The following is an 11,597-nucleotide window of genomic DNA, read 5'->3' on the forward strand; positions in this document are numbered from 1 at the left end:
CTCCGGTCAGACCGCCAACGGCCGGGTGCGGCTCTACGTCATCGGTCAGGGCGCGCTGACGGCCGCCGCGGCGGCCAACACCAAACACGACATCGCCGCCGCCGAGAAGTGGAACCTTCCGATCATTCTGATCGTCTTACTGGCGGTGTTCGGCTCCCTGGCCGCCGCGGCCATTCCGCTGGCGTTGGGCGTGTGCACCGTCGTGGTCACCATGGGCCTGGTGTATCTGCTGTCGATGCACACCACCATGTCGGTGTTCGTGACGTCGACGGTGTCCATGTTCGGCATCGCCCTGGCCGTCGACTATTCGCTGTTCATCCTGATGCGGTTCCGCGAAGAGCTGCGCACCGGCCGGCAGCACAAGGAGGCCGTCGACGCCGCGATGGCCACCTCCGGGTTGGCGGTGGTGCTGTCCGGCATGACCGTGATCGCCTCGCTGACCGGCATCTACCTGATCAACACCCCGGCGCTCAAGTCGATGGCGACCGGCGCCATCCTGGCGGTCGCGGTCGCCATGCTGACGTCGGCCACCTTGACCCCGGCAGTACTGGCGACGTTCGGCCGGTCGGCCGCCAAGAGGTCACGCTGGCTGCATTGGTCGCGCCGCCCGGAAAGCACCCAGTCCCGGTTCTGGATGCGTTGGGTCGGCTGGATCATGCGTCGCCCCTGGATCGCGGCGCTGGCCGCCTCGACCGCGCTGCTGTTGATGGCGGCCCCGGCGACGTCGATGGTGCTGGGCAACAGCCTGCTACGGCAATTCGACTCCGCCCACGAAATTCGGGCCGGTGTGTCGGCGGCCGCGCAGGCGCTGGGACCAGGCGCGCTGGGCCCCATCCAGGTGTTGGTTACCTTCCCCGACGGCAACGCCAGGGCACCGGAGCACCGGCAGGTGCTGGCCGGGATCCGCCAGCAGATGAGCCAGGGCCCCGACGTCGCCTCGGTGTCGCCGCCGAAGTTCGCCGACGACAACAGCAGCGCGCTACTCAACGCGGTGTTGTCGGTCGATCCCGAGGACATGCGGGCCCGGCAGACGGTGGACTGGATGCGCACCCAACTGCCCGCCGTCGCCGACATCGGTTCGGCGCGCATCGACGTCGGCGGGTCCACCGCGCTGATCAAAGACTTCGACGGTCGCGTGGCGGCCACCCAGCCGCTGGTTCTGCTGTTCGTGGCGGCGATCGCCTTCCTCATGCTGTTGGTGTCGGTGCACTCGGTGTTGCTGGCGCTCAAGGGCGTCGTGATGACGTTGCTGTCGGTGGCCGCCGCCTACGGCAGCCTGGTGATGATCTTCCAGTGGGGCTGGGGCGAGGCACTGGGCTTCCCGCACCTACCGTCGATCGACAGCACGGTGCCGCCGCTGGTTCTGGCGATGACGTTCGGGTTGTCGATGGACTACGAGATCTTTCTGCTCACCCGGATTCGGGAACGCTTCCTACAGACCGGGCACACCCGCGACGCGGTCGCCTACGGGGTCAGCACCAGCGCCCGGACCATCACCAGTGCGGCGCTGATCATGATCGCGGTGTTCTGCGGCTTCGCTTTCGCCGGCATGCCACTGGTCGCCGAGATCGGGGTGGCCTGCGCGGTCGCGATCGCCGTCGACGCCACCATCGTGCGGCTGATCATGGTGCCTGCACTCATGGCGATGTTCTCCAAGTGGAACTGGTGGCTGCCGTGGTGGATGGCCCGAGTGTTGCCCTCGGTCGACTTCGACCGGCCGCTGCCCGAAGTCGACCTCGGCGACGTGGTGGTCATCCCGGAGGACATCACCGCCTCCATCGCGCCCAGCGCCGACTTGCGCATGGTGATCAAGTCCGCCGCCAAGCTCAAACACCTTGCGCCGGACGCGATCACGGTGACCGACCCGTTGGCCTTCACCGGTTGTGACCGCAACGGCAACCAGGCCGGCCAGGCCGCGCCGGAGGAGACCAACGGACAGACCGTCCCGATCGCCGTCTCAGGGCCCGGCTCAGGGGCCACTTCTGGGGCCGACTCAGGGCTCGTCTCAGGTGCCGACTCGGTTGCCGAGGAGAAGGCCGGTAACGGTCAGTCGACGGCCCGCCGGGTGGTGGAGTTGGCGTATCGCAGCGGCCTGGCCCGGGCGATGGCCTGGGCCGAGCGGCCCGTGCATCCGGTGACGGTGTGGCGCGGGCGGCTCTCGGTGGCCCTCGACGCGCTGGAGATCAACGCCTCGCAGCGCGGGCGGCGCGGCGCCTCGGTGTGCCCGGAGTACCAACGGCGCAGCCCGGTAGAAACCACCAACGTCCAACTGCCCACCGGCGACCGGTTACAGATCCCGACCGGCGCCGAGACGCTGCGGCTCAAGGGCTACTTGATCATGTGCCGTAACAGCAGCCGCGACTACGCCGAATTTGCTGACATGGTCGACGCCATGGAGCCCGAGACCGCCGCGGTGGTGCTGTCCAGCATGGACAGGTATTACTGTTGTCAACCAGCCGGTTCGGTTTCGAGGCGGCAAGTGATGGCGACTCAATTGGTTAGTCGGCTGTCGGATCCCCAACCGTCTGACCTCGACGACGACTGGCCAGAATCGGATGACAGGGCAAGCTGGGAAGAGATTAGACAGCGCTGCCTGTCGGTGGCCGTGGCGATGCTGGAGGAGGCGAGGTGACGTTGGCTGCTGACCCACGCCCCGCGCCGCCTCCGCAGCGGTCCGCTCCCCCTCCCCCGGACAAGCCGGTGGAGTTCTGGTCGACCGCCGCCATCCGAGCGGCGCTGGAAAGCGGTGACATCGGCACCTGGAAGCGCATCGCCGCCGCGCTCAAACGCGACCCGTACGGGCGCACCGCCCGCCAGGTCGAGGAAGTGCTCGACGTCGCCCGGCCCTTCGGTGTCTCCAAGGCGTTGGGAGAGGTGCTCGAGCGGGCTCGCACCCACCTGGAGGCCAACGAGCGGGCCGAGGTGGCCCGCCACGTCAAACTGCTGGTGGACCGGTCCGGGTTGCACGAGCACGAGTTCGCTTCCCGCATCGGCGTGACCTCCGACGACCTGGCCGCCTACCTGGACGGCAGCATCAGCCCGTCGGCTTCGCTGATGATCCGGATGCGCCGGCTGTCCGACCGGTTCGTCCGGGTCCGCAACACCCGCTCGTCAAACGGCAACTAGCCCCCGGTCAGCGGGAGTTGATGGGCGTCACGTCGGCGACCAACCAGTCGTTTCCCCGTTTGGTCAGGCTCACCCGCACCGCGGGCGCCGCCTGACTGGGTGGCTGGCCAGGAACGTTCTGGGTGACCCGCAGGATCACCGCCACGCTGGCCGCCGCGGGGCCGAGCGCCTCCACCCCGGCCGAGAGCGTGGCCGCCTGCGCGGTGACCTTGCGCTGGATCAGATCGGCCGTCGACTTCTGGTACTGCGTCTTGAAGGCTTCGGCCTGCTCGGGCACCATCATGGCCGCCGCCCGGTCCAGGGAAGCCGCCGGTGCGGTGGGCGAGAACGACGCCGTGGCCTCGGCCATGCCGGTGGCCACTTGCACCACCTGCTGGCTGTCCTTCCGGAACTGCTCGTCCGGCGTCGTCCAGTGCGTGTAGCCGGTCAACACCGCCGCACAGATCGCGACGGTGCACAGCAGCGCGATGGCCATCCTCAGCGTCGGTGCGTCGTCGTCAGTGCCGACGGTGACCGAGTCGCGGCGGAAGAGCCAATAGTTGACCGCCACGGCCTCGACGATCAGCAGCACCAGCACTGAGCACGCCGACACCCAGAACAGCGGCCAGCCGAGCACGATTCCCATCGCCACCAGCGCCGCGATTGCGGCCAGCGGTGCCAGCACGTCGAACGCGGCGACCCGCCAGGCATTCCTCATCGGATGGATCCCAGCCCAGAGACCATCAGCTTGCCGTCGACGTCGGCCACGTCCAGGCGCAGATTCCAGTGCACCGTCGTCGGCTTGGCGCCGGCGTTCTCGGCCACCGACGTCGCCACCAGCAACACCGATTCGCTGCGCGTGGCGAACGCGGGCAGCTTGGTGGTCACCACGTTGCGCTGCGTGCCCGGCTGAGTGTCCAGGTCGTGGTGGACCGTCTCGACCGCGACCGCGTCGATGCGGCCGCTGCTGTGCGTCTGCAGCTTTTCCACCACCTGCCGGTAGGGCTGCACGGCGGCGTCGAAGTCGGTGTTGAGTTGCCCGACCGTGCCGTCGTGCAACCGTTGCAGGCTGGCGTCGACGTTGCCGGCGTTCATGTTGATCAGCACGTTCGTCCAGTCCGCCGCGGTCTGCATCACCCGGGTCAGGTAGTGGCGTTCGTTCATTTCGTTGCGATGCGCGGCCCAGACGAAGTAACCGAGTATCACCGCCGCCACCGACAGCAGTCCCAGGACGGCCGAGGCGACGCCGTACGGGGTGAAGACCCGTGCGCGCCCGGCGTCCGAATCGTCGGCGGCGTCGGCCTCAGCGACGTCGTCGTCCTCGAGTTCGGCGGTCTTGTCCTGGTCAGGCATGGCCCGATCGTCGCACTCCACAAAGATGGAAGGATGGTTGGGTGACTGTAGAGGCCATCCGTTCGGGCATCGACCTGAGCTACGTCGACGCCGCCGCCCGCCCCCAAGACGACCTGTTCGGCTACGTCAACGGGCGCTGGCTCAACGACTACGACATCCCCGCCGACCGCGCCACCGACGGCGCCTTCCGCCAGCTCTACGACCGCGCCGAGGAGCAGGTCCGCGACCTGATCATCGAGGCGAGCCAGCAAGGAGCGCCCGCCGGCACCGACGAGCAACGCGTCGGTGACCTGTACGCCAGTTTCCTCGACGAGGACGCCGTCGAGCGCCGGGGCGTGCAACCCCTGCTGGACGAACTGGCGTGGATCGACGTCGCGCCCGATGCGACCGCCCTGGCCGCGGTGGTCGGGGCGCTGCAACGCACCGGCGTGGGCGGCGGCGTCGGCATGTACATCGACACCGACTCCAAGGACTCGACTCGTTACCTGGTGCACTTCAGCCAGTCGGGCATCGGGTTGCCCGACGAGTCCTACTTCCGCGACGAGCAACACGCCGCCCTGCTCGCGGCCTACCCGGGCCACATCGCCCGCATGTTCGCCCTGGTGTTCGGCGGCGACGCGAACTTCTACGAGGACACCGCCGCGCGCATCGTGGCGCTGGAATCCAAGCTGGCGGCGGCCCACTGGGACGTGGTCAAGCGACGCGACGCCGACCTGACCTACAACTTGCGCACCTTCGCCGAGTTGCAGACCGAAGCGCCCGGCTTCGACTGGTCGGGTTGGATCACCGCGCTGGGTAGCAGCCCCGAAGCCGCCGCGGAAGTGGTGGTGCGCCAACCCGATTACCTCAGCGCGTTTGCGGCGCTGTGGGAAAGCGAGGACCTGCAGGAGTGGAAGTGGTGGGCCCGGTGGCGGTTGATCCGCGCCCGCGCGACCTGGCTCACCCACGCCCTGGTGGCCGAGGACTTCGAGTTCTACGGCCGCAAGATGACCGGCACCGAGCAGATCCGCGACCGCTGGAAGCGGGCGGTGTCGCTGGTGGAGAGCCTGATGGGCGATGCGGTCGGAAAGCTGTATGTGGAACAACATTTCCCGCCCGGCGCCAAGACCCGCATCGACGCCCTGGTGCACAACCTGCAGGAGGCCTACCGGATCAGCATCAGCGACCTGGACTGGATGACGCCGCAGACGCGGGAGAAGGCGTTGACCAAACTGGCCAAGTTCACCGCCAAGGTCGGCTACCCGGTCCGCTGGCGCGACTACTCGCAGCTGGTGATCGACCGCGACGACCTCTACGGCAACTTCCAGCGCGGCTACGCGGTGAACCATGACCGGGAACTGGCCAAGCTCGGTGGCCCCGTCGACCGGGACGAATGGTTCATGACGCCGCAGACCGTCAACGCCTACTACAACCCGGGTATGAACGAAATCGTCTTCCCGGCAGCCATTTTGCAGCCGCCCTTCTTCGACGCCGAAGCCGACGACGCCGCCAACTACGGCGGGATCGGCGCGGTGATCGGACACGAAATCGGGCACGGCTTCGACGACCAGGGCGCCAAATACGACGGTGACGGCAACCTGGTCGACTGGTGGACCGACGACGACCGCGTCGAATTCGGCGCCCGCACCAAGGCGCTGATCGAGCAATACGAGGGTTACACGCCGCGCGGCCTGGACAACGGCCACCACGTCAACGGCGCCTTCACCGTCGGGGAGAACATCGGCGACCTGGGTGGCCTGTCCATCGCGCTGTTGGCCTACCAACTGTCGCTGAACGGCCAGCCCGCACCCGTGATTGACGGGCTCACCGGAGTGCAGCGGGTGTTCTTCGGCTGGGCACAGGTGTGGCGGACGAAATCCCGTGCGGCCGAGACAATTCGGCGCCTGGCGGTGGACCCACACTCGCCGCCGGAGTTCCGGTGCAACGGCGTGGTGCGCAACCTCGACGCGTTCTACGACGCGTTCGAGGTCTCCGAGAACGATGCCCTGTTCCTCGACGAGCAGCAGCGGGTCCGGATCTGGAATTAAACCCGCGCTAGTTCGATGCGTGCCGGCACGTGCTTGTGCCACGGCGTGCCGGCATACGGGTCGCGCCACTTGGTCGAGGTGAGCGCGTTGGGCGCCACGCCCGGGATCACGGTGCGGCCCTCGTCGTCGGTGTAGTCGAGCCCAAAACCGTTGGGCAGGGCAGCGTGTCCGGCCAGCATGGTTTCGGTGACCTCGACGGTGGCCTCCGCGCTGCCCGCCGCGGTGGTGATGCGGGCCCGGCACCCGTCGTGCAGCCCCAGGGCTTGGGCGTCTTCGACGCTGACCCGTAGAGCGCCGTCGGCGTCGCGCTTGCGCCAGGACGGGTCGCGGAAGATGTCGTTGGCGGTGTAGGCGCGCCGTTCCCCGACCGAGAGCACCATCGGTAACTCGGGTGTGGTCAGTTGCTGCGGCGCCTGCGCCAACTTCGTTATCTCGTCGAGCATTGCGGGAATGACCAACGCGATCTTGTGGTCACCGTGGCTGATCAGGCCGAAGTCGTCGGCGTAGTTGTGCACCGTAAAGGTGACTCCGGACGGGCTGTTGATGATGGCGTCGAACAGCGCGTTGCCGTCGGCGTGGCCGGCGCGCCGCACGGCGTCGGGATAGGTCATCGCCGTCTTCTGCGCCAGTCCCCACAGCGCGGCCGCCCCGGCCAGCCCGTCGGGCAGGGTCGGCCCGAGGGTTTCATAGAGGACATACGGCAGCAGCTTGGCCACCGTCGGATTACTGCCCACCGCGGTGAGGAAGGCTTCGGTGTAGGCCTGACGCCCGCGTTGGGCCGCCTCGCGCAGCGGCCGCAGATCCGCGTCATGCACCATTCCCAGCGCTCGCACCAGCCGCGCCCAGATCTCGGGTTCGGGCAGCGTGCCGGGTAGCGGCTCCATCAGCGGGTGCCGCAATTGCATGGCGTTGTGCGGGAATTCGAGGTTGAAGAAGGTGGCTTCGCACTTCTCGAACTGCGATGCCGCCGGCAATACGTAGTGCGCCAGCCGCGCGGTCTCCGTCATCGCGATGTCGATGACGACCAGCAGTTCCAGCGACTCGAACGCTTCCCGGCACGCTGCTGAATTGGCCAGCGAATGCGCGGGATTGGCGCTCTCGACGATCATCGCCCGGAATCGGTCCGGATGGTCAGTGAGGATCTCTTCGGGCACCACGTTGCCCGGCACCAACCCGGCGATGATAGGTGCTCCGGTCACCGGGGTGCGCCCCGAGACCGTGCTGAACAGCGGCGCGAACGACGAATGCAGGTGCTGGCTGCCCTTTTTCGCGAAGTTGCCGGTGAGGATCCACAGCAGTTTGTTCAGGTAGGAGCACACGGTGCTGTTGGGCGCCTGCTGGACGCCGAGGTCTTCGAACACCGAGACGCTCGCGGCGGTGCCGATGCGCCGGGCCGCGGCGCGCAAGAGTTCCTCGTCGACGCCGCAGCGCCCCGCGTAGTCGGGGACGTCGACCTCCCGCAGCAACGCGCGCACCGTGTCGGCGCCGTGCACGTGTTCGGCGAGAAACGTTTCGTCGCAGAGGTTTTCCTGCACCAGCACCGCGGCTAGCGCGGCCAGGCACCAGGGGTCGGTGCCGGGCCGTACCCGCAGGTGGTAGTCGGCCATCTTCGCGGTGTCGGTGACCACGGGATCGACGACGATCATCGACCGGTCCGGGTCCTTGGCGATTTCGTTGAGCACCACCCGCGCCCGCGGGAAGCTTTGCGACATCCACGGGTTCTTCCCGACGAACACCGACACCTCGGCGTGCTCGAATTCGCCGCGGGTGTGTCCGCCGTACAGCTGCGCGTCGACCCAGGCTTCACCGGTCTTCTCCTGCGCCAGCGCATTTGACCGATACCGCGAGCCGAGCGCCTTGAGGAACGCACCACTGTAGGCGCCGCCGAGGTGGTTGCCCTGCCCGCCGCCGCCGTAGTAGAAGATCTTCTCCCCGCCGTACACGTCGCGGATGTGCTGGAACCGCTCAGCGATCTCGACAATCGCGGTGTCCCAATCGATTTCCTCGTAACTGCCGTCGGCGCGGCGGCGCAGCGGCGAGGTCAGGCGGCCGCGGCTGTTCTGGTAGTGGTCCAGGCGCAAAGCCTTGTTGCAGGTGTATCCCTGCGAGGCCGGATGCGCCTTGTCACCGCGGATGCGGGCCAGCCGGCGATCTTCGACCTGTACGACGATCCCGCAGTTGCACTCGCACAGGATGCACGCGCTGGGCTGCCAATCAGTGGTCATCGCGGGAAGTCCTTTCTAGCGAGTTCGGCGGCGAGCAGGTCGTGCAATTGCCGGTGCACCACGTCGACGGGGCCTAGGTCGCGGCGGACCCGGGCCAGCAGCAGAGCGCCTTCCAGCGCCGAGGTGGTCAGCACCGCCAGTTCGTGCGCACGTTGTGCCGTGATGCCGTCGGCGATGAGTCGCTGGGCGATCAGGTCCGTCCAGCGGTCGAAGACGGCCGCCGCGCGCTCGATCACCGGGGCCATGCGCTCGCGGTCGGCGGCCTCACCCGCTTCGACGGAGACCGCCGCGATGGGGCAGCCGGCGCGGAAGTCGGTGGTCACCAACTGCTCGCGGTACCGCTCGATCAGCGTGTCCAGCAAGGAGATTGCGTCCTCGGCGTCGTTGATGATCGCGGCGATGTAGTCCCCGGCGTAGTCGACCGCCTCGCAGAGCAGCTGGGTGCGGCCGCCCGGGAAGTAGTGGTAAGCCGACCCGCGCGGGGCACCGCTGTGCGCCAGCACGTCGGAGATGGCGGTGGCATGTGCACCGCGCTCGCGGATCAATAAGGCGGCGGAGATCACCATCCGCTCGCGGGGGCTTCGCATCGCGCTCCTCAGGTCGCTGACCAGCTTATGTATGATACTATACATAAAATGGTGGGCGGCGGAAGCCCTAAGGTGAAGCCTTGGCGGCCGGAACCCGCGGCCCCCTCACCGTCGACTGTGAACCCGCGGCGGTCCTTACCGTCGACTGTGAACCCGCGGCGGTCCTTACCGTCGACTGTGAACCTGCGGCGGCCTTTACCGTCGATCGTGAACTCGTGGCGTCGAGTGGGCGCTCACGGCGGCCAATCGCCTAATACGCCGCCGCAGAGCAACACTCGAGGCCATACGCTCACACTCGCGGCCGTGGGCTCACCCTCGACGCCCCACGCTCACACTCGACGCCCCACGCTCACCCTCGACGCCCCACGCTCACACTCGAAGCCGCAACCTCACCCTCGCGACCGCGAGCTCACAATCAGCTAGCTCATCCAGTCGTTGGAGCCGTCGTTGCGGGTGTAGCTGCCGACGGAGTTCTTCACGATGATCGGGTCACCGGGACCGAAGTTGGTGAAGAACCACTTGGCGTTCGTGGGACTCAGATTGATGCAGCCGTGGCTCACATCGCGCCGGCCCTGGTCGTCCACCGACCACGGCGCGCTGTGCACGAAGTTGCCGCTGTTGTCGAAGCGAACGGCATCGGCCACCGTGATTTTGTAACCGTTGGCCGAGTTCACCGGAACCCCGTAGGTCGAGGAATCCATCACCACCGACGCCATCTTTTCTTGGACGTAATAGGTGCCGTTCGCGGTCTGATGGCCGCCGCTGGCCATCCCCATCGACATGGGGAACGTCTGTACGACGGCGCCGTTGCGGGTCACCGTCAACTGGTGCGTGGCGTCGTCGGCGGTCGCCACCAGCGTGTCACCGGTGCGGAAGCTCGACACCGTGCCGCCGGCATCGACGGTGACGTCGGTGTGGGCGGGCCAAAAGTTCAACGGACGCCAACGCAACTGGGTGGGCGTCTGCCAGTAGAACTTGCCTTCGACCGGCGGGGTCGACGACACGTGGATGGCGCCTTCGGCGGCACCGGCGTCGTCCACGCGGGCCGGGAAGTCGATGATGATCGGCTGAGCCACACCCACGGTGGCGCCGTTGGCGGGGTTGATCCGCGGCGGACCGAAGGGCGCATTGCCGGTGAACGGCGGCGGGTTATCGCCCACCGCCGGAGCCGCCGGAACCGCCGGAGCCCCCGGAGCCGCCGGGTCACCGGGCACCGGATCCGGATCGGCCAGCGCTGGGCCGGCCGCCACTACCAACGCCAGTCCCAGCACCGCGGCGATTCCGCTTGCCTTGAGCGCGCCGAGCAGGCTTGCTTTGCGCCGATCCGACATATGCGTCCCTCTCTGTCGCGCGGACAGCCGCTACAGCTGCCAGTCTGAGGCGCCGTCGGGCTTGTTGTAGGTACCGACGGAATTCTTCACCACGATGGGGTCACCGCTGCCGAAGTTGTCGTAGAACCACTTGGCGTTGGACGGGCTGAGGTTGATGCAGCCGTGGCTGACGTCGCGCTTGCCCTGGTCGGCCACCGACCACGGCGCGCTGTGAACGAAGTTGCCGCTGTTGTCGATCCGGACCGCGTCGGACACCGTGACTTTGTAGCCTTGCGCCGAGTTCACCGGCACCCCGTAGGTCGACGAGTCCATCACCACGGTGGGCATCTTCTCCAGCACGTAATAGGTGCCGTTCGGGGTCTGGTGCCCGCCGGAGGACATTCCCATCGACATCGGGAACGTCTGCACCACAGTCCCATTGCGGGTGATCGTCATCTGGTGCGTCGCGTCGTCGGCGGTGGCGACCAGCGCGTCACCGGTACGGAAACTCGACTTCGTCCCGGCAGCGTCGATGTTCACCGCGGTGTTGGCCGGCCAGAAGCTCAGCGGACGCCACCGCAACTGGCTCGGCGTCATCCAGTAGAACTTGCCCGGCACCGGCGGAATCGACGAGATGTGAACGGCTCGTTCGGCCATCGCCTGGTTGGCGATCGGCACCTGGAAGTTGATGATGATGGGCTTGGCCACCCCGACCATCGCGCCGTTCACCGGGTTGAACGTCGGCGGCCGAAACGGCGGATCCCCGACGAACGGCGTCGAGTCCTGGCCGGCGGGCGCCGGACCGGCGGCCGCGGGCACCGCCTGCGGGTCCATCGGCGGCTGTCCGAGCGGACCGAGCCCCGGTGGCAGCGCCAGCGGATCGGGGGCAGGTGGCAGCGCCAGCGGGTCGGGGGCCGGTGGTTCCGGGGTTGGTCAGCGAGATGGTGACGCCGGAGAAATCCTCGGCGGTCAGCTTGCCGGGGCGGGCGC

Annotated in this window: 9 protein-coding genes and 1 pseudogene; 3 read left to right on the forward strand and 7 right to left on the reverse strand. The window is 67.8% G+C overall.

Annotated features, from left to right (window positions below):
• Positions 1–2,632: efflux RND transporter permease subunit (locus A9W95_RS23675; protein ID WP_067418527.1), on the forward strand; the 2,632-nt coding region annotated here is incomplete at its 5' end.
• Positions 2,629–3,126: a transcriptional regulator gene (locus A9W95_RS23680; RefSeq protein WP_082983291.1), complete on the forward strand. Its 498-nt coding sequence runs from the start codon at positions 2,629–2,631 to the stop codon at positions 3,124–3,126. The genes A9W95_RS23675 and A9W95_RS23680, both read left to right, overlap by 4 nt.
• Before the next feature lie 7 nt (positions 3,127–3,133).
• Here the strand turns inward: A9W95_RS23680 and A9W95_RS23685 are convergent, their stop codons facing one another.
• Complete coding sequence (locus A9W95_RS23685; RefSeq protein ID WP_067418528.1) at positions 3,134–3,823, reverse strand: hypothetical protein; 690 nt, start codon at positions 3,821–3,823, stop codon at positions 3,134–3,136.
• Entirely contained in the window at positions 3,820–4,458 is a 639-nt protein-coding gene (locus tag A9W95_RS23690) for a hypothetical protein (protein ID WP_067418529.1), read from the reverse strand. Before A9W95_RS23690 ends, A9W95_RS23685 begins: the two co-directional genes overlap by 4 nt.
• Before the next feature lie 41 nt (positions 4,459–4,499).
• Between A9W95_RS23690 and A9W95_RS23695 the strand changes: the two genes are divergently transcribed.
• Positions 4,500–6,485 (forward strand): M13 family metallopeptidase, encoded by a 1,986-nt coding sequence (locus A9W95_RS23695; protein WP_067418531.1) that lies wholly within the window; start codon positions 4,500–4,502, stop codon positions 6,483–6,485.
• Here A9W95_RS23695 and A9W95_RS23700 read toward each other — a convergent pair.
• From A9W95_RS23700 to A9W95_RS28480, 5 genes and pseudogenes are all read right to left on the reverse strand, one after another.
• Positions 6,482–8,710, reverse strand: coding sequence for a molybdopterin-dependent oxidoreductase (locus tag A9W95_RS23700; RefSeq protein ID WP_067418533.1), 2,229 nt, complete (start codon positions 8,708–8,710; stop codon positions 6,482–6,484). The two genes, A9W95_RS23695 and A9W95_RS23700, sit on opposite strands and share 4 nt — an antisense overlap.
• Positions 8,707–9,297 carry a TetR/AcrR family transcriptional regulator gene (locus A9W95_RS23705; RefSeq protein ID WP_067418534.1) on the reverse strand — a complete coding sequence of 197 codons (591 nt, stop codon included), beginning with the start codon at positions 9,295–9,297 and terminating at the stop codon, positions 8,707–8,709. The genes A9W95_RS23700 and A9W95_RS23705 overlap by 4 nt, the downstream gene beginning before the upstream one ends.
• 419 nt (positions 9,298–9,716) lie before the next feature.
• Positions 9,717–10,628 (reverse strand): L,D-transpeptidase family protein, encoded by a 912-nt coding sequence (locus A9W95_RS23710; protein WP_067418537.1) that lies wholly within the window; start codon positions 10,626–10,628, stop codon positions 9,717–9,719.
• 30 nt (positions 10,629–10,658) lie between these two features.
• The gene (locus A9W95_RS23715) at positions 10,659–11,510 is read right to left on the reverse strand and encodes a L,D-transpeptidase family protein (protein ID WP_067418539.1); all 852 of its coding nucleotides are present in this window, start codon (positions 11,508–11,510) and stop codon (positions 10,659–10,661) included.
• A 10-nt stretch (positions 11,511–11,520) separates the two neighbouring features.
• Positions 11,521–11,597: pseudogene (locus tag A9W95_RS28480) on the reverse strand (hypothetical protein); the annotation flags it as partial.

The sequence above is a fragment of the Mycobacterium sp. 1423905.2 genome (genome assembly GCF_001673155.1).
GTDB lineage: Bacteria > Actinomycetota > Actinomycetes > Mycobacteriales > Mycobacteriaceae > Mycobacterium.

Excerpts from the sequence above, each read along its gene's own strand:
- A9W95_RS23685 (WP_067418528.1), bottom strand. The coding sequence starts at position 3,823 with ATGAGGAATGCCTGGCGGGTCGCCGCGTTCGACGTGCTGGCACCGCTG.
- A9W95_RS23690 (WP_067418529.1), bottom strand. The coding sequence starts at position 4,458 with ATGCCTGACCAGGACAAGACCGCCGAACTCGAGGACGACGACGTCGCT.
- A9W95_RS23700 (WP_067418533.1), bottom strand. The coding sequence starts at position 8,710 with ATGACCACTGATTGGCAGCCCAGCGCGTGCATCCTGTGCGAGTGCAAC.
- A9W95_RS23705 (WP_067418534.1), bottom strand. The coding sequence starts at position 9,297 with ATGCGAAGCCCCCGCGAGCGGATGGTGATCTCCGCCGCCTTATTGATC.
- A9W95_RS23710 (WP_067418537.1), bottom strand. The coding sequence starts at position 10,628 with ATGTCGGATCGGCGCAAAGCAAGCCTGCTCGGCGCGCTCAAGGCAAGC.